Below are 23,872 nucleotides of genomic sequence, written 5' to 3'. Positions count from 1 at the left end.
TTCCTATCGTCACAATTAGTTGATCCTTACTTCATCAGCAAAAACCCATCCTCTGTTACCTTTACCAGGATGCCAGTCCGGAATTTTGGTAACCGGATTCAATACAATTTTCATACATGAAACATTCGTAGTGGCAAAACTACAATCTACTTCCATTGCCATATTCGGATCATCTTTCTTGCCCGGTGTCGGTACTACACGCTTCAGCAACCGAAGATGCTTTTCATCCGCCCCTCCGTAGATTTCTATACTGGTAGGGGGAAATATATATCCGTTTACGTTACTTAAAATCCCTACACTCACATTGGAAACTGGTGCCGGATTTTTAAATAAAAGCAAGGCTTCCAATGGTTCTTTAACATATCCCAACCATTTACCATTTCCTTGCTCTGCCCCTCCTTTTTGCTTATCTATCAGCGTAATTGCACCACTTCCGGGATAACTTCCATCAGGTTTAGTAATCAGCACAATACTATCAGGTACGTAAGTCGTTCTAGCAAAATTATACTGCACCGGATCACTGGCATACCAACCCGATTTCGTAGCAATAGCCCTTACAATAGTATTACTTTCCAATAAAATACTATCAGTAAACACAGGGGAATTAACGGTATCAGGTGCGGAGCCATCTAATGTATAATGAATGGCAGCACCCCTGACAGGGTGTTTTAACTGGAGCTGCATCCTGCCCTGGAAAATCAGATGGTCTGATAATAAAATAGGCTGATTCAATTTCAGAGGATGCTGACCATCATCTATAAACCCTTTTATTATATTGATTGGAGCGAGTTGATTTTGTAATGTTGATAAATCATTGGAAGAAAGTCCACTGTTCCAGATAAATAATTCTTTAAGGGAAGACATTTTTTTAAGCACCTGTAACTGCGCTACAGTAACCGGAGTACCCGAAAGGGAAAGGCTTTGCAGATTAGGCAATGCAGCCAGCTCTCCTAATGTTGTGCCTTTAATATTTGTAAAACTTAAATTAAGTGTACGTAATTGTTTGAAGGATGCCAGCAGTTTTAAATCGGCATCCTGCACCGGCATTTTTTGCAGATGCATTTCTATTATCTGTTTCTTTAAAGGCAATAACTCCTCTATCGATTTGCTGGTAAATACATTTTTATTGTAGCAGTTTACAACCAGAGGTGCTGCATGCTGGGCTATAGGATAAATAACCCGGTAGTTGTTATTGAGCTGCTGTACCAGCTTTTCATCGGCAGCTGCGAAGTCATAAACTGGTTCGGCAGCCGGACTTTGTAACATACTTGCAGCAATAATCCTTAAACTGTCGCTTGCAGCCAGTGAGATAGCTTTTAAATTGAAGGAAGCTCCTGATTTAATCCAATGATAAAGTAGCGCTGTTTCTGTTTCGGTCAACTGTGGCTTGCCAGCCGGAGGCATGTGTTTCTTGTCATCTTCCGGTAAAAGCAATCGTTGAAACAACAAACTCTGATCGGGATGCCCGGCCAATAATGATTTACCACCTTTACCTCCTTTTAAAAGCATGGAAGCCTGCGACAATACCAAACCACCTTTCGCTTTACCAGCACTATGGCAATTTATGCACTTTTCTTCAAGAATTGGCTGGATCAGATCTGCATACACAACTGCTGATTCTAAAGGAACCTGCTTCCCTTTATTAGGAATAACCGGTGCCAACACAAAGTTATTACCATGAGTAATATCAGCCCCCCAATGCCCTGTAACTATTACCAGCAAAGCAGTTAGTATGGTACCACCTTTAATCCACCATTCTGATTTTAATGGCCTGTCGGCCACTCCATATAATGTGGTTGCAAGCCAGAGGATCAATACCCCACCCCACTTATGATATAATAAAGCATCACTCTCATATCCGCCTTCCTTGGAAAGAAACAGCCCCATGATTACAGTTACCGCGGCAAACAAAGCACCTGCAAGCAATAATATTTTCAGAAGTTCTGCCTTTAACGCAATTATCCTGCTATCACTTAAACGAATAAACGAAAGTAATCCCGCCAGCAATAATAAAACAATTGGGAAATGCAGCACTAACGGATGCATGCGGCCAATTACCTGTATCCATGCCGGTAATACAATCTTACTGTTGAAAAATACCAGGAACAATACAAAAACATTGGTGGCCAACAATACTTTGCCACCAATACGATACCATTTACCATTCGTTTCTGTCATTATACTCTCTTCAATTTATAAGGGTATACTTTCCCAGCATTCCACTGGGCTACATATAGGTTCTGATCATTATCCACGCACACATCATGAGGGTGCTCGAAAATTTTCTCGGCTTGCTGCATAGGCTGTAGTACCCCGTTTTCATAGGTAGGTGCAGTTCCTCCAATATTCGACACAACTTTATTATCCTTATCTAAAATAGTTACAAAACCACTTGCATTTTTATCCATATTCGGCGATCTCAAGACCGCAGCATAGAGGTACTTTCCTTTGATAACCGGGCGACAAACACAAGCTCCAGGTAATGAAATCACTTCCTGTAACTTCCCATCAAAACCAAAGCGCTTGAAGCAATTACGGGTTCTGTCTGTAATAATCAGTGAAGGTGTGTTATTTCTATAATCAACACAAATACCATGTGCATTATCAAGATGTTCATTTCCTTCTCCTCTGCCTCCGAAAAATCCTAATAGCTTACCCTGGCTATCATAATGCAAAATGTACTGGGCTCCATACCCATCTGCAATAAAAATATCTCCGTTAGGTGCAATTGTAGTTTCGGTAGGTACAAACTCTTCCTTCTTTTTATAAACGCCTGTTTCCGCAGGATAATCAATGGTCAGTAAAATTTTACCATCCATTGTGGTTTTGTAAACCTGGTGTTTCTCCGTATCTGTAATAAAAAGATATTCTGTTCCGTTTTCATTTGAAAGAGTGAGCCCATGTGCTCCCGGAAATTCATGCCCCCAATTCTCTAATAACTTACCGGATGTATTGTAAACAAGAATATTATTCTTAATTTCATTGGTCAGCAAAATAATTCTGCCCTTTTTATCCTGCACCATTTCATGACAATCCTTAACAGGATAGCGGCTGCTGTCGAGGGTTCCCCACTTTGTATCCAATACATAACGTTTACCATTATGCCCGTAAACAGGTCCTTTAGGCTTCGCAAATAAATCGCGGGAGATATAGAACGAAGCTGTTACTAATGCTGATGCCTGTATGAATTTTCTTCTTTCCATAATAAGAATAAGTTTTATTTATGCCATTAATCCGGGTATTACTTTTCCTGCAACATCGGTTAGCCTGTAGCGTCTTCCCTGATGCTTGTATGTTAATTTCTCGTGATCCAATCCCATTAGGTGTAGTACGGTAGCATGGAAATCGTGTACATGCACCGGATCTTTGATAATATTGTATCCGAATTCGTCTGTCTCTCCATATACAATTCCAGACTTCACTCCACCTCCTGCCATCCAGATAGAGAAACTACGGGGATGATGATCCCTTCCATAATTATTCGCCTCTATCTTACCCTGGCAATAATTTGTACGGCCAAATTCTCCACCCCAGATCACTAACGTTTCATCCAGTAATCCACGCTGTTTGAGATCCGTAATGAGTGCAGCAGATGCTCTGTCTACATCCTTAGCCTGACCGGCCATTTCATTAGGCAGATTACCATGCTGATCCCATCCCTGATGATATAGCTGTATAAAACGTACGCCACTTTCAGAAAGCTTCCTGGCCAGGAGGCAGTTTGCCGCGAAGGTTCCCGGAACCAAACATTCAGGCCCGTAAAGCTTGATGATATCATCTGATTCTTTACTTAAATCAGTAAGTTCGGGTACCGCAGTTTGCATCCGGTATGCCATCTCATATTGCTGAATTTTGGTACTGATTTCAGGATCACCAAACTCCTTGTACGATTGGTCATTCAGGGCTGCCAGTTGGTCAAGCATCTGCCTTCTGTTCGCCATATCTATTCCTTCCGGATTGTTTAGATACAATACCGGACTTTCTCCACTGCTAAACTGAACTCCCTGGTGGATACTATCCAGAAAGCCATTGGACCAGAGCTTAGAGTAAACACCCTGTCCATTTCCCTTACCGCGGGAAAGCAATACACAAAAAGCAGGCAGGTTCTTATTCTCACTTCCTAATCCGTAACTCATCCAGGAGCCAAAGCTGGCTCTGTTGCCCTGTTGGGCACCTGTTTGAAAAAATGTTAGTGCCGGATCATGGTTAATAGCTTCTGTAAACATGGATCTCACGATACAGATATCATCCACAATTTTGGCTGTATGAGGGAAAAGATCACTTATCCATGCCCGTGAGGCACCATACTGCTTAAAGTCGTAATACGATCCTACCAAAGGAAAGGAAGACTGACCTGCGGTCATACCTGTTAACCTCTGACCCATTCTGATAGATGCAGGTAATTCCTGCCCCATCATTTCTCTGAGCTTAGGTTTATAATCAAAACTCTCTAACTGAGAAGGTGCGCCATTCTGAAATAAATAAATGATCCGCTTTGCTTTAGGTGCAAAGTGAGGAACACCTGGTATAAAAGCTGCTTCATCTGTATTCTTACTAAATATATCAGGGATCAGAAGAGAACCCAACGCCAGACTGCCAACCCCTACACTGAGGTTCGACAAAAACTTACGGCGGTTCATATTCAGATGATGTTCAATAAATTCATTTTTCATCGTCATGTTTTTGAAAGGGTTTCCTCTAGATTGTAAATGGTAGTAATAACCTGCATCATTGCGGCCCAGGAGGCATTATCCATATTCGTTGCCATAGGATATTCTCCATGGTTCAATAGCTTCGTTGCCATTGCCGGTTGCTTCTGATATAATTCCTGTTGTTTGTTGTAATACTGTTGCAAGAGACTCAACTCACCTGAGCCAGGCTGACGGCAAACAATCAGCTGAAATGCCTGTTTGATATTAGCTGTTACATTGCTGTTCTTTTGTAATAGCCGGGCAGCCAATACTCTCGATGCTTCAAGAACAGTTGGATCATTAAGCATGATCAATGCCTGTAACGGAGTGTTTGTGCTTACCCGCTTTACTTCGCACTGATCTCTGTTGCTGGCATCAAACATCATCATGGAAGGAGGAGGAACCGTTCTTTTAATAAACGTATATAATCCGCGTCTGTACAAGCTTTCACCATGATCCTGTTTATAGGATGCCAAAATTCCTCTTCCTGATGTAGCCATTTCCCAAAGGCCTTTCGGCTGGTAGGGTTTAACACTTGGCCCACCTATGGTATGCACCAGCAATCCGCTGCTTTCAAGCACCAGATCACGTACCAGCTCCGCCGGGAGGCGGAATCTCGGTCCTCTGGCCAAATAAATATTCTCAGGATCGTTCTTTAATTTTTCTGGTGTTACCGCTGCCGACTGCCTGTAGGTGGCCGACATCACCATCTGCTTTACCAACCGTTTGATATCCCAACCATGTTCCATAAAATCTACTGCCAGCCAATCGAGTAATTCGGGGTTTGATGGTAAATCGCCCTGCATTCCGAAATCGCCGGTACTTTTCACAATCCCTCTTCCAAATATCTCTTGCCATTGCTGATTCACAAATACTCTGGCGGTTAATGGATTACGTGGATCAAATAACCAGTTTGCCAGGCCTAACCTGTTGGGAGCATACTTTTTAAGATCAAACGGCAGGATTGATTTAGGTGTTTCAGGGTGTACTTCCAGAGTTGGATTGTCGTAATTCCCGCGGCCCAGAATAAATGTTTTTCTGGCACTATCAAGATCCCCCATTACTGAAACGATAAGGCGATTTGAATCCTGGCGGTTTAGAAAATGAAGCACATCCTTCATGTCTTCCTTCGAAATCTCCATATACGGAGTTTTAGCATAGGTATTCGGACCTCCGACCGTTGATTCGAGTCCAACTTCCTTTATGCTGTTAAAGAAGGCAAAAAGCTCATAATATTCTTTTTGTGAGAAAGGGTCATATTTATGATCATGGCAATGGGCACATTCGATAGTAATACCTAACATGCTTTTTCCGAAGGTGTTAGTACGGTCCGACACATATTCCACTCTGTATTCCTCATCTATTACTCCACCTTCCTCAGTGATTTTATGGTTTCTGTTGAATCCTGATGCCAGTAATTGTTCCCTGGTGCCATTAGGGATTTTATCGCCGGCCAGCTGCCAGGTGATAAAGTCTTTGTACGACAAGTTCTTATTAAAGGCATGGATTACCCAATCTCTCCAGGGCCACATACTACGATAGTTATCGTCCTGATAGCCGTGAGAATCGGCAAAGCGGGCAACATCCATCCAGTGTATTGCCATTTTTTCTCCATAAGCACTGTCTTGCAGTAATTCATCTACCATTCTTTCATAACCCTGATAGCTGGTGTCACTGCTGAATTTTTGCATTCTTTCCAGTGAAGGAGGTAATCCGGTCAGGTCGAGGCAAAGTCTTTTCAGCAGCCTTTCATGGTCGGCCTGGCCGTTAGGAGCCAATCCTTTTTCCTCCATTTTTGAAAGGACAAATTTGTCAATTTCATTATGGCTCCAATCGGCTTCCTTTACTGCAGGTAGAGCAGGCTTAACGGGAGGAACAAATGCCCAATGCGGTTTATATTTTGCGCCTTGTTTAATCCATTTTTCGAGAACGCTGATTTCATAACTGCTTAGTGTAATATTTGAAGCAGGAGGAGGCATGCGCATCGTACTATCCTTAGTGGTAATACGTTGGTACAACACAGAAGCTTTTGGGTTCCCTGGCACAATTGCATGTGCATTGGGCGACTCTTTCAATGCTTTGTATGCACTATCTCCTATATCCAGTCTGAGACCGGCTTCCCGTTTATTGGCATCCGGGCCGTGACAGGCAAAACATTTATCAGATAGGATTGGTCTGACATGGAAATTGTAATCTACGGTTTCGGGTAACTTTTCTGCCTGTTGTTCTGAAGTAGGATTGTTGTTACAAGCCAACATCAAACCCAGGCCACAAATAGCTGGTCCGACATAACGATGGAACATGGTTGATCAGATTTGTTGTTCACGTTTCACTTATCCGATGCGAACGATATAAATACTATAGCTTACATAAAGATCGGGCAATAAACAATACAGTTTATCCCCAATTTTAGCCTAAGATAATAGTATTTTACCAATATGTATATACATTCGGACAAATTAAAAATTTGGCAGTACGGCAACCCCGATGTAATTACCGTGATGACTAAGGGAAACGGGTACCAAACGGCCGTTATCCTGATCGAGGATATAGGGTATGCCCTGTTTATCTTTATAAAGAATTTTTTGGGAAGATAAGATACCGACTTGCTGTAGTAGCACAGTGTAGGAAGGAGTTAACTGATAAGCTGTAACGGGCTTAACCTTGGGTAACAATTCAGCAGTGGATGTAGCGTGGGTATGAATAGCTGCTCCTATGAGCCTGCTTTGAAAATAAAAAGATTGACTTTGATAACTGACTACTCCGGAAGCTGAAATTTTGCTTAATTGGTGAAGCTGACAAGTATAATGATGCGGAGCATAGACACGTTCTTTGGTAGCCCTGTTCACTATTTTGTAAACAGCTTCTTTACAGCTCCAGAGCAGCCAAACCATGAGGGAAGGCTGTACCGCATCCTGAATTAGTTTTTTTTCCTCTGGCAAAAAAAGTTTATCCAGAAATCCCTTTCTGTTAATTCTGCTTTCTTTTGCTGCTAGTTGGAGGTCTACAATATCGTTACCGATCATTTTTCTTTCAGCTTAGTTGTAACGATATCCATGGCGGCTTGTACATTTAGCATACGCTCCATTTCTTCATTCTGAATTACGATATCATATTTCTCTTCTACATCCAATACAACATCTACCAGATTCGCAGAATTAATTTTCAGATCATTGATAAAATCAGTAGAAACATTCATTGTAGCCAGTGCGTCGGAGTTCTTTGCGTAAGGTTTTACAATTTCTCTAATTTGCTCAATAAAAATAGATGGTTCCATGACAGTAACTTTTTAAGGTTGCAGGTATCGTTTCAGAATTACACAGGCATTTACATCTCCAAATCCAAAACTTGCTTTTGCCAATAAATTTATGCTTTTATATAATAATGTCTGCGGAATTCTTTCTTTATCTATCAATGATAATATTTCAGGATGAACATCCTCACAATTTACATTCGGAAATATAAAACCTTCTTTTAATTGTAAAGCGGCCGCCACCAATTCAATACTTCCTGAAGCCGCCAGACAATGTCCTGTCATCGATTTCAGGGCATTGAGATATGGAAACTGATTTCCTTTCAGATCCAATGCTTCACTCCAATTCCTAACTTCTTCTGCATCTTTACCTGTTGCTGTCAGATGTCCGTTGATGACATCCACTTCATCGCCTTTTATCTTTGCATCTGCCAAAGCACTACGGATACAACGTTGTACAGCATAGCTATTTGGTGCTGTCATGGATCCTCCGTTTCTTTGCCCCCCTCCATTTATATGTCCTCCTACTACTTCTGCATAAATGTTTGCACCTCTTTGTAACGCTTCTTCCAGCGACTCCAATAACAATGCTCCGGCTCCGCTTCCCGGAACTATTCCGCTTGCCGAGGCACTCATGGGTCTTGATCCTTTCTCCGGCTCACTATTATACTTATACGTACAAACTTTTAAAGCATCGAATCCGCCCCAGATATAAGGTCCGCTATCGCTCGCCGCACCTGCGAGCATTCGTTTTGCAGAACCATTCTTAATCCTTTCATAAGCAAGTATTAATCCTTCGGTACCTGTAGTACATGCCGAAGAATTGGTAGTGATCTGATTCCCCAATCCCAATTTGCCTCCCAGGTAGGCACTTACTCCACTTGCCATAGTTTGAGGAACCACTGCACTCCCTAAACGCCTTACCTGCCCCTCATCCAGTTTATAAATCGATTCTCTGAATTTATCCACCCCCGAAGTACCGGTTCCGAAGATCGTTCCACTATCCCAATCCGGCTCTTCTTCCTTATGACGGATCGTTAGCCCGGCATCCTTCCAGGCCTGGATTCCAGCCATAATTCCATAGATAATTCCGGAGCTCGATAATAACTTTAACTCCAGTTCATCAAAATATTCTGCTAACAGATCTTCGGTAATAATAGGCTGACCGGCTATCTGACAGGAAAAATTCATTGTAGCCAGCTGCTGACTATGCCGGATTCCGGAAACGCCCTCCTGCAATGCTTTACGAAATGCAGGTATCCCTACTCCGTTGGGAGACACCACGCCGATACCTGTTATAACTACTCTATTGCTCATTTTTTGTCAGTAATAATCATTCCTGCAAGTGTTCCATCACAAACCAGTTGCCCCGCTTCATTCCATAAAGCAACCTGGCATTTCAATTTCCCAAATCGGAAATAAACTTTATTTGCAACTACATTGACTACTTCGCCGGGGTAAACTGGCAAATAATAGGATACTTCTGAAGAAGTAAGCGCAATACCCGGTTGTTGCTGTTGAATTGTATCTTTAAGTAAATAAATTCCCAGACAAGCTAATCCGATCTGCGCCATTGTCTCTGTTAAAATAACCCCTGGGGTAACAGGATTGTTTATAAAATGTCCATTATAAAACACCAGATCTTTATCAAAAGTATAGCTGCCTTTCACACTATTCTCATCGATATACTCCAACGTATCAACGAATAGAAAGGGCTTTGAATAGGGTAAATATGATAGTACTTCTTCTTTAGTCATAGTCCTAATGTATATGTGTGCCTCCATCCACTGGTATTATAGCACCATTAATCCATGCAGCTTCATCCTTACAAAGTAAATATACTACATTGGCCACATCCTCCGGCGTTGTAATTCTTCCAAATGGATTACGAGACTGACTATACGAAATAATCTCTTCACTGCCGGGTATACGCTGCAAAGAAGCCGTATCAGTAACTCCGGCCATTATACAGTTGGCTCTTACACCATATGGAGCCATTTCCAAAGCAATACTCCTGATAATCGCCTCCAGTGACGCCTTGGCAACAGATACCGCTGCATAATGTTTCATAGCCTTACTACTTCCGTCACTCGTAAATGCAAGTATCCTGGCATCTGGCGCATATAGCTGATGTTCCAATACAGCAGCCGCCCAATCATATAGGCTGGTAGCCATATAACGCAAAGTTAAATCAATATCTTCACCCTTTAAATCGGGGATCGACTTTAGGGTTCCCCTCGCTATACTATGCAACAGACATCTGATCTTTTTCTCCTGCATCGTATCTTTTAGTTGTTGTAATATTTCGGTTCTTTGTTCTGCATTTAATACATCCACATTAAACGAAATGAGTTCTACTCCGCTACTGCGAATTTCTTCAAATTGCTGCTGAATTGCCGGAAGCTCCACTCTTGTATTTCTATGTATGACACAGATATTCATACCATGTCCGGCCAGCTTTTTCATTGCCGCTAATCCAAGACCACTGCTGCCTCCCAATATTAAAGCCCAATAACCTTTAAATTCATTTACCATTGCAATAAAATTCGCTGTGCAGAAAATCCGGGGCCAAAACTCAACATCAGTCCTTTATTTCCGGCCGGCAGGTTACGTTCCAAAAATCGTTCTAAAACATACAGTACTGTAGCACTGGACATATTCCCATACAATCTCAATACCTCCTTAGTATCTTCCAGTTGCTTACCCATTGATAAAAATAAGGATTCAACAAGACTAATTATTTTCCTGCCTCCGGGGTGAAAAATTAAGTGGTCTATTTCGTTGATATTAGTTTGATGTTTAGCCAGAAACGGATGAACGATATCCCCGAAATGAGCCTCAATCTTTTCAGGCACTTCAACATCCAATACCATTTTCAATCCGCTATTGGTTAATTGAAATCCCATCAGATAATCAGCATCAAAAAAATGATACATCTCCTCACCCACTATCTCCGGCCCTTTATCTTCTTCATGTGAAGACAAAATAACACAAGCTGCTCCATCTCCGAAAATAGCAGCACTAACTATATTGGCCATCGAATAATCGTCGAGCTGAAAAGTAGCAGTTGGGGATTCTACAGCTATTACCGCCGCTCTTTTCCCTGGATTGGCCGCCAGCATCTTCTTGGCATAAATAATTCCGGATACGCCCGCAGCACAGCCCATTTCGGTAACGGGTAAACGTACAATATCCTGGCGCATCTGTAATTCATTGATCAGATATGCATCCATAGAAGGGATCATGATACCTGTGCAACTAACTGTAATAATAAAGTCTATTTCTGTAGGTTGTAGCTTGGCTTTTGTTAATGCAGCTTCCAGCGCTTTACGCCCCAAACGTATGCCCTCCTTCATATAAAGCGCATTCTTTTCTTCAAAGGAAGTTTTCTCAAACACGTCTTCCGGCCCCATGATAGAATATCTTCTTTCTACTCCCGCATTTTCAAAAATCTTCTTCACCTTTCTCACAAATCTATCTTCCTGGCCCATCAGCCAGGTATCTAAAAAAGGTAATATTTCATCGGTTGTACGAGTATAGGGTGGTAATGCTTTCGCAACAGTTTGAATTTTGACGCTCATAAGTTCTTTATTATCCATTGATACCGGAATGCCCATTTCCAGGTAATAGAATACCGGTTTATCTGAAGTGATTCTGAAAGCTTTTCTAATTCTGCTTTTTTAAACCCCCGTAAAATTGATATTTTGCCATCTGTTCTTACCATTGGGTTCCAATTAAACAAAATACATAGCAGCCCAAATAAATGATAAGCAACTGCACTTCTATGTAAATCATTAATAACAACCCCAACTCTGGCTTGTTGACAAAACAGGGTCATTAATTCAAATATTTCTGATTCTTTGAAATGATGCAAGGTTAATGTACCTAAAATAATATCAAATCGTTCATTCCTGAAAGCGGGATCCAGCACATCCTGACAATAATACTGAATCTCCGGATAGTTTGCTGATAACTCTTTCGCAAAATCAATGGTGGTAGCATTTGCATCTATTCCAATTAAGCTGAAATTCAGGTTCTTCCTTCTTCCTATCTCAGCCAATTTCCGCAACATCTCTCCATTTCCACATCCAATATCTGCAATTATAATCGGCTGATCAGACGTTTTATTCCTAATTAACTGCAAAACCCCACTAATAGTTGCACGATTACCTCCTAATGTTCGGTTTATTTTCGCAATTTTCTGCAAGGTTTCCTTTAGCATCTGCCCTTCCATATTGAAATCATCCATGATTTCAGCTTCAGTACTTCTATTTCTGGTATCTATTAGCATGTTAAAGGTTTTCCGTGGGTCAGGCTAATAATCTGCGGTAGTAGCCCTGGAAATAAAGTTAATCCTTTCATCATGGTAATGGCTAAACGCTCGCTTTGAAAACATGCAGAAAGCATCCTTCCTGCCATAATCCGGGTATTAAAAGCCTGTTTCCACTCCCGGGTATATGTAGCCTCCAACCTGTTTCTGTTACGGTCTGCCCCTGAAAAATAGTCAAGAACATTCTTTGCTGCAATCTGAGCACTATGAATAGCCATAGCCATCCCATTTCCACAAAGCGGATGTATTAATCCTGCAGTATCCCCTACCATCAGCATATGATTTGTTACTTTCTCTTTTCGGGCAAAAGAAATCTGGCTGATAGCAATCGGTTTGTCGAACAGTAACTGGCTATTTGTAAATACCTCTTTAAGATGAGGATTCTGATACATTACTTTCTCCTGAAAGGTTTCAATATCTGCATATTTCTTAAAACTATCATAATGCACCAGGTAACAGACATTTATGATCCCGTTTTCCACTGTGGAAACGCCACAATAGCCCCCGTTGAAATTATGTAGTGCTACCGTAGCAGGGTCAAACTCCCCCTGATAATGAGCTTTTACAGCCAGCCAGGGAGACTTCTCCTGAATAAAATTTCTTTCCAGTTTAGCATCCAGTGACCCTCTTTTACCATAGGCTCCAATCACTACAGGGGCCACCAGGTTGCCGTGTTCCTTCGTTTCTACAATCATCTGCTCATTGATGCTCTTCACATTAATGACTGCATCAGCAATAAGCTCACCGCCATGCGACTGAAATTGCTGCATCAGATGATTATCGAATGTATATCTGCTAATTCCAAATCCTCCTAACGGCAAGGTAGCTTTTAACAGCTTACCGCTATGATTGGATAACACTAAATTAGAAAGGTTGCTTGACTTTAAGGATATGGGGTCAATTCCCAGCCATTGCAAATAAGGTAATACTTCATTGGATATATATTCTCCACAAACTTTGTGATTTGGAAAATGATTTTTTTCCAGGACGGTAACCTGCAAACCTGCCTTTGCTAAATGAATTGCACTGGTTAAACCAGCAAGCCCTCCTCCTATAATGATGACATCTTTTGTGGCCATGTTTGCTTTGGTTAAAACTTCAGCATTGCTAAAAGCCGTGTTGAAGATAAGCAATTATCCATTTCCTTTCATCATCGGTCTTTCTCCCTTCATCCAAAAGATATAAGATCCATTCTCAAAAAAATTATCTTTCTGAAAATACTTTCCACGAAATGCGTTCAAACACTCAGCGTCTGGCAATCCTATTGCTGGCATCTCTAATCTTATGCACCGGTCTGAAAGCTCAGCATTTGCCAACTAAAAACGGCATCAGCCTGAAAAATCTGAATTACTATTTAGACCATGCAGTTACCATGACTGAATTCCTGGCGGTTGATCCTTATGCCAGCGATGCTCCTTATCCGAATAAAGAAGATGATATCCGGTTGATAAAGAATATCGGTGCAAAATTCATCGGAAGGGCTATCTATCGTTGGGGTGGCGAAGGCATCCTCAAAAACGAAGATTTCCTTGCCAAAGGTAAGCAACTGGTTCAGCAGGTACATCAGAATGATCCTGAAGTTATCTTTCAGGCCGCGCTCTTTGAGCAAATCTCTCAACAGGTAAATACTCTTCCCATTCCAGCCTGGGCCTTTACAGCATTGAATATACCGGCAGAACAACGAAACTTCCGCTATGACGACATGCTTAATCTCAAAGGCAAACTGGTAGATCATTGGAGCAAAGGGAACAGCGTACCTGATATTACCAGAACTGAAACACAACTCTGGTTTATTTACCTCGCCGGTACGTATATGGATATGGGTTGTGAAGCGCTGCACTTAGGACAGATTGCATTGATTGGTATGGAAGACCCTGATCTCAGTCAATGGGCTGCCTTTATTCAAAAGCTTCGCAATCTTGCAAAAACCCATACCAGAAATCATTGGGTTTTGCTGGATGCACATACCCCATCTGGTGGCATGTTGTATAAAGGTAAAAGCCTGCTTGATTTCAACTCCTTCCCTTTAAGAGTTAAATCAGTTCCTGAAAAGCCTACGGATGGTATATTGGAAATTGGTTTTACTGATGCTTTATTTAAAAGAAGTAAGGGAGGTATTTCTCCAAGTGGCTGGAAAGCCTCTTCTATGCCTTATCTGGTAGAATTAGACAACTTTGGAATCAGTAATCACCCCGGAGTTCCGGATACTACTGTTATTTATCCATGGGGTTATGATGAGATCAGTTGGTTTTATCAGCAAACTGAAACCTATAGAAATAATTGGTTGAGATATGCTGATAAATGGATTGGGGATAATGATCCTAACGGTCACCTGCAAATGCCGGTAACCAGGGTAGTGACTTTAGGTTACAAAAAGCCAAGACTTAAATACAGAGCAAATACCCGCTCTGAAAATTGCCCGGATGGAATGAATGATGAAGAAACAATTAAATCGATCTGGCAACAAAAGAAACTGAAATAAAAAAGAGAGGATGTATCAGAAGTAAAATTACTTCTGGTACATCCTTCCTCTAAAAGAATTATCTTCTTACTAATTTTTGTATAAGAGATACGGTGGCCGAGGCTCCCGGTTTTGTAATTGTAGATTTGGATTTTAATACCAACGTATCTTTACTCCATGAAATACGTGCTCCATACGCCTCTGTAGTAGCTCCGCCAGTAGTAGGATCCGGAACAACGCCATTTTCAAAGTAAATTGAATCAGTACCTATTAAACGGTAGTTAATTGCACTACTTGATTCAGGCATTTCAAAGTTCCATGGCATGTCCATCGTCATTGGCGTTTCTCCTGCCTCCACATAGGTCATATGCAAGACGGTGTTAATTGAATAACTCAATTTAGAAGTACTGAATTTACTTCCGTCAATAGTTACATCTCCAGACTTAACTTGTGCATCATAAGTGTAATTGCTGAATGTAGTTCCCGGAGGGTCTGATGCCTGGGTATTTGCATCAGCGTGTATGCCAACAAAACGCCAATTACCTTCAATAATATTGGCATCTTTACTTTTTTTACAAGAAAAAATGGCGGTTGAGCAAAGGGTTACTAACAGTACTTTACTGAATTTCATAAAATATAGTAGATTAGATCCTAAATGTAATAATTCTACATATACAATCTCATCTCTTCAAAAAATGGAGTACTTCTCAACTCCACACATTTAACAGCATAGATGTATAGGGCAGCGCTCCAGGTTTGCCAATCCTGGCCTTTAGGTTCACCATCCTGCGCTTTAATCCATTCATTAAAGCCATAATCAAGATCCCTTCCTTTGGAAAGTTTTATTACACGGGTAAGTTCCATCAACTTATCTTCTGCTAATTCATAACGCTTTGCAGCGACCAGGGCTGCGATATAAAAACCACAGATAAAAGGCCATATTCCACCGTTATGATAATCGCCTGGCAAATTAAATTGTTGATACCTTTCATGCCAATCGTAATCTCCTGGTTTCGTATATGGGAAAAAGTTAGGCGGTAAATCAACTGCCAGCAAATCATTTTTCCTGAGAGCTTCACATTCTGCTTCAATCCAGCTAACCATCTCTTCAGCTCTTGATGGAGATGCGATACCTGATAAAATAGCCAGACTATTGCCCAGCAAATCGAACCGCTCACTACTTAACACCTTGTATGACCACAGTGCATAATAGGGTTTGTTTTCCATTGCCAACCCTTCATGTACGTCCTGATGTTGTACGCCGCCGGTAATTGTAAACCTGGACATTTCCTTTTTCATCGATTCTGCTTTATCATGCTGGCCCAGAGCTTTCAGATAGCCAAATACGAGGGTATTTACGAAGAGCCCGTATCCCAGTACCCATTGTTCATCTCTCCAATCGCTGGTTGGTTGCTGGGCCACCAGAATTCTGTCGGATGGACTTTGATATTCCATCCAGCGGAGAGAACGTTCTACTGCTTCGTGTAGGAACAAATCGTCATTAATCAATTTTCTATATAATCCGGTGATAAGCAGAAAGAGTGGTGTACTGTCGCTGGAGCCCAAATCTTCCTTATCATGAACTAAAGAAGAAATATGCCCATGTCTTGTCTGGTTTTGCGCCAGTGTTTCTAAAACCCGGCGTATACTATTTAGTAACACTTCATTTTCGGAAGCCACCACGCCAAAAAAAGACAACAATAAATCTCTGGTATATGGTTCGGGATACCCCCAACCTGCTGTACGGGGTAGTCCGTCTACCGGCCCGTTTACATTATGCAATAATACTTTAATCGCCGCATCACGGGCCGCATAGACTTCTAACCACCTTTCTGCATTCATATCAATAGATATTTAACTTTTCATTGATCAGCCTAACAAATTGTTTAGCTACTGCTCTGTAATCAAACCGCTCCACCACTCTTTGCCGACCTGCTTTGCCAAGTTGATTGCAATAAGCTACATCATTCATTAGCTTCAATAAATGTTCCGTAATATCTTTAACATCGGCACGATAGTCGACAGTTCTTGGAGCATTAAATATGATCTTATGACCATTAGCGTAACCAGACTCGGCACCCAGTGTTACTTCGTTTACCACTATCTTCTCTGCCACATTTGCCAATAACGCTGTTTCTTCATGAACGAGGGTATCAAGCATTCCCATTGCCCTGATGCCAATTACAGGCTTTTCACAGGCTCCGGCTTCTACCTGTGGCATACCAAATCCTTCCAATCTCGAAGGCCCAACATATATATCGCAGGCATTGATCAGATAAGGCATATAGTTACGGGAAACAATACCCGTTACATAATGTACTTTATCTTCAATTCCCAGTTCCTGAGCCAATGCTTTATCCAGCTCGTTCTGCACGCTGGTGCGTTGCTGAGGCCAAACCTTGCAGATATATTTATAAGCGGGAACCTTGCCTTTTAATGCGGCCAGGGCATGCATTACTTCTCTGGCTCCTTTTGAACAGGCATCGCCACCAACAGTCAGCAACATGATTTCATCAGGCGCAATACCCAATGAATCCCTGACAGCTTTTACCTGCGGATGTGAATGCGGCATGGGTGCAAAACTACTGGTGTTACAACCCACTGGCAACACAATAATATTATCGCCGCTTATACCATCTCTGACATACATTTCCTTTACCCACTCTGAAGTAACCAGTATCAGGGGTAATTGATTTAGCACATCCTGATAATTGGCAATGTAACCGTTTGCAACCAGCCACGGTACAGGCTGTATGCCATAGTTCTGAGGATGCAGGATCAGTTGTGGAGTATATCCCCAATATCCCACCCCCACTGCAATATCGGGTTGAAAATGTCGGTAATACCACTCTTTTTCCAGTGGAGAATCGTAATGTGCGGCATATACATCCACACCAATAGATCTAAGCCCTTGTAATAACAGATCGCCTTGGGTAGCTAGTCCTCCCGGGGCTGGAGGATAATCATACATCAAAAGTACTTTCATGGTTCTCGTGATAAACTGTTTAGCCATTGCTGAGCCTCCTCGGGGTGAGTAAAACACCAAAACGATTCGGCTGTGGGCGTTGTGGCAGCTTCCCAGCTATCGGTCTTAAATCCATATGTTTCCGTCATCAACGCATATTTACGCTGCCAGATCTCCTTGTCCAATACATGATAAATAGTTGCTTCCGGTATAGCTTCAGGATAATAGGCCCGCATTCCATCCTCATAGGCAAATACCCACAATTCATCAGCATCAATTTTGCCCTGCTGCCATAGATTCATGACTGCCTGACTAACTTCTTCATGCCTTAGATGTCTTGTGTACTCACCAAACGGATGATGCGTGATAACTAAATCGTAATGCTTTGCTGGTAACAGCTCCAATATGGCTGCTTCAACATCAGCAATTTGTAAAGGATGCTGCTCAGGTCCATCATTCAGGTCCCCAATTACTCCTTTTGCATGATACGATGATAATACTTTGAAAAATTTTGGTGCCCTGTCGGGATCACTTGCCCTGCATAAACTTACAACCACCCACTCCCAGTTGGAATGATACAACATTGTACCTCCCGCCCATAACGTTTCATCGTCAGGATGTGCCACGATAACGGCTACTGTTTTATGGTTAGCTTCCGGGTTTTCAGTTTTCATAAAGCAAGATTACAGGATCAATTATTCAATTAACAAACAAGGTCTTAGTTAAAGATACTGAGATTATTCTTTAATTCTTTTCAAAATTTTATTTTGATTTATTATCATAAATTATCATTTTTACTAATACTTTAAGTATCTATACCATTAAACTATGAAACGCCTCTATCCTATTATCCTTTCCGCCACACTATTTGCATGCGCCGAACCAAACAATCCTACATTTGGGCAAAAACCTGTAGCAAAAGAAGCAAATACCAAAGCCCTGCATCCGGCAATCTGGCCTTTAAACGATACCTTGCAGGTACTCTATTTTAAAGAAAAGATTCACAATATTAATGTTGAAATGTACCTGAAAAGCGAAATCTCAACAATCGATTCAACCAGACATCCGGAAAATGATACACAACTTCTCGACCTGTTTAACCAGGAAGAAAATGTAGTATTTATTAACAACAAAAAAATCCCACTTAAATTCAAAATTGGTGACTCGCAAATTATGTTGCCTGAAAGCATCGAGTTTCTCACACATAAACAAAAAAATTACATCCTAATAAAACTATCACTAGTTTCATTTATGCCCTACGTTGGCTATGACAACATCGCCTTCGAAATAAAAAATAATAATGTAGTGCGCCAACTATATGTTCAAACCAAAGATGAATTAAACCATCAAACAACTATCAACTGGCTCGATAAACAATCACTGTAATTTATACTAACACCACGCTCCTTCAACTTCGGCAAAAAATAATTCTATTATCCTATAGGATTTGTAGGATAATAGAATATCTTTGCGTCATCGTTCCGGTAAAAGCCACCAACACTTACCATTGTTACGATACAGTACATCAACTATAAATTTAAGTCCCGCAAGGAAAATCAACTAACAGCTTACAATCGCTTCAGTGAAACAATTCGGCAGGAAAGGCCGGCCAGCTATTTCATTGTCTTTTCGGAAAAATTAATTACTGTATATGAAACAAATTGTTGTGTTCATAGGGTGGGCTATTACCCTTCCCCTATGGAGCGTGGGCCAATCATTGCCTGCTATTAAAGGCACTATTAAATCAACCAGGCAGGAACCTCTTCCAGGTATAACTGTAAAAATCAAACATCTCTCTAAAGGCACTACTACAAATGGAAACGGTGAATTCAGTATTGCCGCCAATTCAAATGATACTCTTGTAATTACTGGTATCGGTTATCGTAGTTTGCAATTCCCGGTCAATGGACGAAATCAACTCTCCATTCAACTTACCGATGATGCTACCGCCCTTACAGAAGTATTGGTTGTTGGTTATGGTACCCAGAAAAAAAGCGACCTAACCGGCTCCATTACTTCCATCTCTGAGGAACAATTCAAAAAAACACCTGTCGTATCTCTCGATCAGGGCCTCCGTGGCCGCGCTACAGGCGTTCAGGTTACAACTTCTTCCAGTCAGCCCGGCGGTGCTACTTCTATCAGGGTCAGAGGTAGCAACAGTGTAAATACCGGTAGTGAACCATTATACGTAATTGACGGATTCCCGGTATATAATGATAACAGCGGTGCTGGCGCAACAGCCGGACCAAAACTCAATGCTCTTTCTCTGATCAACCCGAATGATATTGTATCAATAGAAGTGCTTAAAGATGCTTCTGCTGCCGCTATTTATGGTGCCAGAGGCGCCAACGGGGTAATATTGGTTACCACGAAAAAAGGACAGAATGGTGTAACGAAATTCGATTTCAACGCCTACTATGGTATTCAGCAAGTTGCCAAAACAATTCCGGTTTTAAACGCCACCGAATTTGCTCAATTGGTTAATGATGCCAACGGTACCACTGTATTCACTCCCGAACAAATTGCAGGATTTGGAAAGGGAACCGACTGGCAGAAAGAAGTATTGCGCACCGCGCCTGTACAGAATTACCAACTGGCCGCTTCAGGTGGTGATGCTAAAACAAAGTACATGGTCTCTCTCAATTACTTCAACCAGGAAGGTATTATCATTAATTCCGACTTCAAAAGATTTAGCACAAGATTCAATTTTGAAAGACAAGCCACCGACAGGCTTTCCTATGGTAGCAATATTACTATCGCACGCACAGATGCCAACCAGGCTTTAAGTGCTACCGGTGGCGGTGAAGGTACCATTGGTGTAATGGCTTCCGCTCTCGCCTTCTCCCCTATCCTCCCCGTTTATAAAGCAGACGGCTCTTATGTATTGGAGAATGATAGAGGTATACCTATGGGAAACCCGGTTGCTACTGCTAAAGAATTAACCAACAACAGTATCAATAACAGAGTACTCGGAAACATCTACGTAAATTATAAAATCATACCGGACCTCGATTTCAGAACCAGCTTCGGAACTGATATCTATAATGTAAAAGAAAAATATTATGCCCCAAGAACTACTTTGCGTGGGTACAATAGCCAGGGCTATGGCGCCGTTTCTTCTGCTAACTCAACTTCCTGGCTAAACGAAAATACTCTTACCTACAATAAAAAATTCGACAGGCATAGCCTGACTGCTCTCGCAGGATTTACTATGCAGCAATATAGAAGAGAAATTGTTACCGCCTCCGCTTCAGGATTTGTAAATGACCTCTTAAAGGCCGACAATCTTGCTTCCGGAGCAATCGTAAATTCTCCTGTTACGAATGTCAATACCTGGAGCCTTGCTTCGTTTATTGGGCGTATCAATTATGCATACAACAACAAATATTTACTTACACTAACGGCCAGGGCAGATGGCTCCTCCAAGTTCGGTGCCAACAATAAATTCGGCTACTTCCCTTCAGGTTCTGTTGCCTGGAAACTATCTGAAGAAGAATGGATCAAACAATTAAACATCTTTGATGAACTAAAATTACGTGCCAGTTACGGTAAAACCGGAAACCAGGAAATCAACAGCTTTCAATCTCTCGCCGGTTTATCCAACATGAGCTACATCATTGGCGACAACGTAGTAAAAGGCTATGCCCCCGCCAATATCCCGAATAAAGATCTGAAATGGGAAAGCACCTCACAAACAGATATCGGACTGGATGCTTCGTTCTTCCGTGGCCGCCTGAATATTACTGCCGATGCGTATTATAAGAAAACAACCGATATGCTGCTATGGATCAATGTTCCCTGGTCTACCGGTTTCGCTTCTGCTCTCCAGAATATTGGTAGCGTAGAAAACAAGGGTCTGGAACTCGGCATTAATGCAAAGATTATAGACAGAGCCTTTACCTGGTCTACTAACTTCAATATTGCAGCAAATAAAAATAAAGTACTGGATCTCGGACCGGTTCAGCAAATACTTACCGGTGAAATCAACGGATATCTTAAGCTCTCCGATCCTATTGTAATACGTCCTGGTGAGCCTCTCAATTCGTTCTACGGATATGTGAGCGACGGTATTTTCCAATCGAAGGATGACATCGCCCATAGCGCTCAACCGACTGCACAACCTGGCGATAGAAAATATAAGGACCTCGTTCCGGATGGTAAAATCGATGCCAACGACAGAAAATTTATCGGGAATGCTCTTCCCAAGTTCTTTGGAGGCTGGTCGCATGACCTTGCCTGGAAAGGATTTGATCTCAATGCTTCCTTTAACTGGGTATACGGTAATAAAATCCTTAACAGCAGCCGTATTGAGCTAGACCTGCCTACAGGTGCCAAGAATAGTTCTGCAAGAGTTAAAGACAGATGGACTCCCTCCAACCCAGGTAATACTATTCCTCGCGCCAGCCTGAATCGTTCTTTCCTCTTTAATGATTCACAACTGGAAGATGGATCTTACCTACGCCTCGGGAATCTGGCTTTCGGATATACTCTCCCCCGGAAATGGACCCAGGCCGCGAAGATCGAGAGGCTCAGGGTGTATGTTTCTGCACAAAACCTCTTTACCCTCACAAGTTATTCGGGATATGATCCTGAAACCAATCAGGCAGGGCAAGACAATATTCTCAGAGGTATAGATTCAGATGCTTATCCAAGCGCGAAAACATACATGGTAGGTATTAATGTTGGATTTTAATTAAGAAGTAAAAATGAAAAAAATAATATACCCGTTACTGTTAGTAACAATCATGCTTTCATCCTGCAAAAAATTTCTGGAGGAAAATCCATCTTCCATTATGGTGGAAGGAAATTTCTACAAGACCGAAGCCGATGCAGATGCCGCTATTACCGCCACCTACGATATACTGAATAACCAGTGGGATATCTACTACAGAGGTTTATATCTGGTAGCAGAGCTCACTACCGATAATGCAGAATGTGGCGTAGGTGTGGCTAATGCCAATATTTTTGCCTTACACGATTATACATTTGGTCCGGTAAACGACAGGCTGTATACTTTATATCCTGCGCTCTATAAATGTATAGCAAATGCCAATACGGCTTTAGATAAAATACCGGCTATTCAGTTTAATGAGACCAAAAAGAACCGCTTACTGGCTGAAGCCAAATTTGTCCGTGCATTATTATACTTCAACCTGGTAAGGTTATTTGGAGATGTGCCATTGGTTTTACATCAGACTACTTCTCTCAATAACATCAATACTCCCCGATCTCCGGTAGCAGATGTTTACAAGCAAATCATCAGTGACCTGGAATTTGGAGAACAATATCTCGACCTGAATAATTCAAATGCCAACCAGGGAAGAGCAACCAAAGCCTCTGCAAGTGGATTGCTGGCTAAAGTGTACCTCACTTTAAAAGATTACACTAAAGCACGGGATAAAGCCAAAGCAGTTTTGGATATGAGCGGATATGGTTTGCTGGATAGTTATTTTGATGTTTTTACTCCTGAAAACAGGTTCAATAAGGAAGTACTCTTCTCGGTACAGAATAAAGGCAATACAGGTAGTGGAAATGGATTTGGAATGGCTTTGTATATTCCACGTAATACTATCCCATTACCCGGAGGCGGAATGGTTGGTGGAAACAGCGCAGATGTTCCAACCCAGGAGTTTTACAATAGCTTCAAACCCGGCGATCTGAGAAGAGATCGTACTTTCTTTACAAGTTTCGATGCCGGAGCCGGGCCTGTTACATTCAAACCTCATTGGTATAAATACTTCGATCCTAAAGCCATCAATACCCTTGGTGAAGGAACTCTCAACTATCACGTGCTTCGCTATTCAGATATGCTGCTCACATACGGAGAAGCTATCAATGAACTGGATGGACCGGCAAATGCCCTGGAACCGATAAACAAAGTGCGCAGACGGGCATACGGGAAAAACATTAATACTCCTGATCCGAAAACAGACCTGGCAGGGTTGGATCAGCAAGCTCTCAGAGATGCTATTTTAGATGAAAGACGCTGGGAATTTGGGTTTGAAGATCAGAGATGGTTTGACCTGGTACGTACCAATAATTTATTAAAAGTATTACAGGCAAAAGGCAATAAAATGATTAAGGAATATCATATATTGTTTCCTATTCCGCAACGGGAGAGGGATATCAATAAAGCATTGACGCAAAACCTGGGTTACCAACAATAATTTTT

General features: G+C 41.6%; 20 protein-coding genes. 4 read left to right on the top strand and 16 right to left on the bottom strand.

Going from position 1 to position 23,872, the window contains the following annotated elements:
* Positions 1 to 15 precede the first annotated feature (15 nt).
* The 12 genes from DVR12_RS01805 to DVR12_RS01750 form a co-directional block, all read right to left on the bottom strand.
* Positions 16 to 2,178 carry a c-type cytochrome domain-containing protein gene (locus DVR12_RS01805; protein WP_116973737.1) on the bottom strand — a complete coding sequence of 721 codons (2,163 nt, stop codon included), beginning with the start codon at positions 2,176 to 2,178 and terminating at the stop codon, positions 16 to 18.
* Positions 2,178 to 3,203 (bottom strand): NHL repeat-containing protein, encoded by a 1,026-nt coding sequence (locus tag DVR12_RS01800; RefSeq protein WP_116973736.1) that lies wholly within the window; start codon positions 3,201 to 3,203, stop codon positions 2,178 to 2,180. Before DVR12_RS01800 ends, DVR12_RS01805 begins: the two co-directional genes overlap by 1 nt.
* A gap of 18 nt (positions 3,204 to 3,221) precedes the next feature.
* Positions 3,222 to 4,673, bottom strand: a complete 1,452-nt coding sequence (locus DVR12_RS01795; protein ID WP_116973735.1) for a DUF1501 domain-containing protein — start codon at positions 4,671 to 4,673, stop codon at positions 3,222 to 3,224.
* Positions 4,674 to 4,675: 2 nt separating this feature from the next.
* Entirely contained in the window at positions 4,676 to 6,994 is a 2,319-nt protein-coding gene (locus DVR12_RS01790) for a PSD1 and planctomycete cytochrome C domain-containing protein (protein ID WP_116973734.1), read from the bottom strand.
* Between the two features lie 156 nt (positions 6,995 to 7,150).
* Complete coding sequence (locus DVR12_RS01785) at positions 7,151 to 7,717, bottom strand: 4'-phosphopantetheinyl transferase family protein (protein ID WP_116973733.1); 567 nt, start codon at positions 7,715 to 7,717, stop codon at positions 7,151 to 7,153.
* Positions 7,714 to 7,968, bottom strand: a complete 255-nt coding sequence (locus tag DVR12_RS01780) for an acyl carrier protein (protein WP_116973732.1) — start codon at positions 7,966 to 7,968, stop codon at positions 7,714 to 7,716. The genes DVR12_RS01785 and DVR12_RS01780 overlap by 4 nt, the downstream gene beginning before the upstream one ends.
* A gap of 12 nt (positions 7,969 to 7,980) precedes the next feature.
* Positions 7,981 to 9,261 (bottom strand): beta-ketoacyl-[acyl-carrier-protein] synthase family protein, encoded by a 1,281-nt coding sequence (locus DVR12_RS01775; RefSeq protein ID WP_116973731.1) that lies wholly within the window; start codon positions 9,259 to 9,261, stop codon positions 7,981 to 7,983.
* On the bottom strand, positions 9,258 to 9,701 hold the full coding sequence (locus DVR12_RS01770) for a 3-hydroxyacyl-ACP dehydratase FabZ family protein (RefSeq protein ID WP_116973730.1): 444 nt from the start codon (positions 9,699 to 9,701) through the stop codon (positions 9,258 to 9,260). Before DVR12_RS01770 ends, DVR12_RS01775 begins: the two co-directional genes overlap by 4 nt.
* Before the next feature lie 4 nt (positions 9,702 to 9,705).
* A complete protein-coding gene (locus tag DVR12_RS01765) occupies positions 9,706 to 10,479 on the bottom strand; it encodes an enoyl-ACP reductase FabI (RefSeq protein ID WP_116973729.1) in 774 nt (257 codons plus the stop codon).
* On the bottom strand, positions 10,473 to 11,525 hold the full coding sequence (locus DVR12_RS01760) for a type III polyketide synthase (protein ID WP_116974229.1): 1,053 nt from the start codon (positions 11,523 to 11,525) through the stop codon (positions 10,473 to 10,475). Before DVR12_RS01760 ends, DVR12_RS01765 begins: the two co-directional genes overlap by 7 nt.
* A complete protein-coding gene (locus DVR12_RS01755; protein WP_116973728.1) occupies positions 11,522 to 12,235 on the bottom strand; it encodes a methyltransferase domain-containing protein in 714 nt (237 codons plus the stop codon). The genes DVR12_RS01760 and DVR12_RS01755 overlap by 4 nt, the downstream gene beginning before the upstream one ends.
* Positions 12,229 to 13,353 carry an NAD(P)/FAD-dependent oxidoreductase gene (locus DVR12_RS01750; RefSeq protein ID WP_116974228.1) on the bottom strand — a complete coding sequence of 375 codons (1,125 nt, stop codon included), beginning with the start codon at positions 13,351 to 13,353 and terminating at the stop codon, positions 12,229 to 12,231. Before DVR12_RS01750 ends, DVR12_RS01755 begins: the two co-directional genes overlap by 7 nt.
* A 152-nt stretch (positions 13,354 to 13,505) precedes the next feature.
* On the opposite strand from DVR12_RS01750, the gene DVR12_RS01745 reads away from it, so the two are divergent.
* Positions 13,506 to 14,756, top strand: coding sequence for a hypothetical protein (locus tag DVR12_RS01745; protein WP_199417017.1), 1,251 nt, complete (start codon positions 13,506 to 13,508; stop codon positions 14,754 to 14,756).
* A 58-nt stretch (positions 14,757 to 14,814) separates the two neighbouring features.
* On the opposite strand, the gene DVR12_RS01740 is transcribed toward DVR12_RS01745, so the two are convergent.
* From DVR12_RS01740 to DVR12_RS01725, 4 genes are read right to left on the bottom strand one after another with little or no spacing between them, the layout of a single operon-like run.
* Positions 14,815 to 15,366, bottom strand: coding sequence for a hypothetical protein (locus DVR12_RS01740; protein WP_116973727.1), 552 nt, complete (start codon positions 15,364 to 15,366; stop codon positions 14,815 to 14,817).
* A gap of 35 nt (positions 15,367 to 15,401) precedes the next feature.
* Positions 15,402 to 16,577 carry a glycoside hydrolase 100 family protein gene (locus DVR12_RS01735; protein ID WP_116973726.1) on the bottom strand — a complete coding sequence of 392 codons (1,176 nt, stop codon included), beginning with the start codon at positions 16,575 to 16,577 and terminating at the stop codon, positions 15,402 to 15,404.
* Between the two features lies 1 nt (position 16,578).
* A complete protein-coding gene (locus tag DVR12_RS01730) occupies positions 16,579 to 17,721 on the bottom strand; it encodes a glycosyltransferase family 4 protein (RefSeq protein WP_116973725.1) in 1,143 nt (380 codons plus the stop codon).
* Positions 17,718 to 18,374 carry a PIG-L deacetylase family protein gene (locus DVR12_RS01725; protein ID WP_116973724.1) on the bottom strand — a complete coding sequence of 219 codons (657 nt, stop codon included), beginning with the start codon at positions 18,372 to 18,374 and terminating at the stop codon, positions 17,718 to 17,720. The genes DVR12_RS01730 and DVR12_RS01725 overlap by 4 nt, the downstream gene beginning before the upstream one ends.
* Positions 18,375 to 18,528: 154 nt before the next feature.
* On the opposite strand from DVR12_RS01725, the gene DVR12_RS01720 reads away from it, so the two are divergent.
* The 3 genes from DVR12_RS01720 to DVR12_RS01710 all read left to right on the top strand — a co-directional run bounded on the left by DVR12_RS01720 (position 18,529) and on the right by DVR12_RS01710 (position 23,867).
* Positions 18,529 to 19,086 carry a hypothetical protein gene (locus DVR12_RS01720; protein WP_116973723.1) on the top strand — a complete coding sequence of 186 codons (558 nt, stop codon included), beginning with the start codon at positions 18,529 to 18,531 and terminating at the stop codon, positions 19,084 to 19,086.
* Between the two features lie 265 nt (positions 19,087 to 19,351).
* Positions 19,352 to 22,393 carry a SusC/RagA family TonB-linked outer membrane protein gene (locus DVR12_RS01715; RefSeq protein ID WP_116973722.1) on the top strand — a complete coding sequence of 1,014 codons (3,042 nt, stop codon included), beginning with the start codon at positions 19,352 to 19,354 and terminating at the stop codon, positions 22,391 to 22,393.
* Positions 22,394 to 22,406: 13 nt separating this feature from the next.
* A complete protein-coding gene (locus DVR12_RS01710) occupies positions 22,407 to 23,867 on the top strand; it encodes a RagB/SusD family nutrient uptake outer membrane protein (RefSeq protein WP_116973721.1) in 1,461 nt (486 codons plus the stop codon).
* Positions 23,868 to 23,872: the final 5 nt, after the last annotated feature.

Source organism: Chitinophaga silvatica, from assembly GCF_003419895.1.
In the GTDB taxonomy this organism is placed as follows: Bacteria; Bacteroidota; Bacteroidia; order Chitinophagales; family Chitinophagaceae; genus Chitinophaga; species Chitinophaga silvatica.
Note: the sequence above shows the minus strand (reverse complement) of the source record. Positions and strands in the feature narration are given on the sequence as shown.

What these genes read in the sequence shown, in the direction of transcription:
- DVR12_RS01775 (WP_116973731.1), bottom strand. Translation starts at nt 9,261, where the DNA reads ATGAGCAATAGAGTAGTTATAACAGGTATCGGCGTGGTGTCTCCCAAC.
- DVR12_RS01710 (WP_116973721.1), top strand. Translation starts at nt 22,407, where the DNA reads ATGAAAAAAATAATATACCCGTTACTGTTAGTAACAATCATGCTTTCA.
- DVR12_RS01785 (WP_116973733.1), bottom strand. Translation starts at nt 7,717, where the DNA reads ATGATCGGTAACGATATTGTAGACCTCCAACTAGCAGCAAAAGAAAGC.
- DVR12_RS01760 (WP_116974229.1), bottom strand. Translation starts at nt 11,525, where the DNA reads ATGAGCGTCAAAATTCAAACTGTTGCGAAAGCATTACCACCCTATACT.
- DVR12_RS01800 (WP_116973736.1), bottom strand. Translation starts at nt 3,203, where the DNA reads ATGGAAAGAAGAAAATTCATACAGGCATCAGCATTAGTAACAGCTTCG.
- DVR12_RS01720 (WP_116973723.1), top strand. Translation starts at nt 18,529, where the DNA reads ATGAAACGCCTCTATCCTATTATCCTTTCCGCCACACTATTTGCATGC.
- DVR12_RS01790 (WP_116973734.1), bottom strand. Translation starts at nt 6,994, where the DNA reads ATGTTCCATCGTTATGTCGGACCAGCTATTTGTGGCCTGGGTTTGATG.
- DVR12_RS01745 (WP_199417017.1), top strand. Translation starts at nt 13,506, where the DNA reads ATGCGTTCAAACACTCAGCGTCTGGCAATCCTATTGCTGGCATCTCTA.
- DVR12_RS01770 (WP_116973730.1), bottom strand. Translation starts at nt 9,701, where the DNA reads ATGACTAAAGAAGAAGTACTATCATATTTACCCTATTCAAAGCCCTTT.
- DVR12_RS01740 (WP_116973727.1), bottom strand. Translation starts at nt 15,366, where the DNA reads ATGAAATTCAGTAAAGTACTGTTAGTAACCCTTTGCTCAACCGCCATT.
- DVR12_RS01750 (WP_116974228.1), bottom strand. Translation starts at nt 13,353, where the DNA reads ATGGCCACAAAAGATGTCATCATTATAGGAGGAGGGCTTGCTGGTTTA.
- DVR12_RS01725 (WP_116973724.1), bottom strand. Translation starts at nt 18,374, where the DNA reads ATGAAAACTGAAAACCCGGAAGCTAACCATAAAACAGTAGCCGTTATC.
- DVR12_RS01730 (WP_116973725.1), bottom strand. Translation starts at nt 17,721, where the DNA reads ATGAAAGTACTTTTGATGTATGATTATCCTCCAGCCCCGGGAGGACTA.
- DVR12_RS01755 (WP_116973728.1), bottom strand. Translation starts at nt 12,235, where the DNA reads ATGCTAATAGATACCAGAAATAGAAGTACTGAAGCTGAAATCATGGAT.
- DVR12_RS01765 (WP_116973729.1), bottom strand. Translation starts at nt 10,479, where the DNA reads ATGGTAAATGAATTTAAAGGTTATTGGGCTTTAATATTGGGAGGCAGC.
- DVR12_RS01795 (WP_116973735.1), bottom strand. Translation starts at nt 4,673, where the DNA reads ATGAAAAATGAATTTATTGAACATCATCTGAATATGAACCGCCGTAAG.
- DVR12_RS01735 (WP_116973726.1), bottom strand. Translation starts at nt 16,577, where the DNA reads ATGAATGCAGAAAGGTGGTTAGAAGTCTATGCGGCCCGTGATGCGGCG.
- DVR12_RS01805 (WP_116973737.1), bottom strand. Translation starts at nt 2,178, where the DNA reads ATGACAGAAACGAATGGTAAATGGTATCGTATTGGTGGCAAAGTATTG.
- DVR12_RS01715 (WP_116973722.1), top strand. Translation starts at nt 19,352, where the DNA reads ATGAAACAAATTGTTGTGTTCATAGGGTGGGCTATTACCCTTCCCCTA.
- DVR12_RS01780 (WP_116973732.1), bottom strand. Translation starts at nt 7,968, where the DNA reads ATGGAACCATCTATTTTTATTGAGCAAATTAGAGAAATTGTAAAACCT.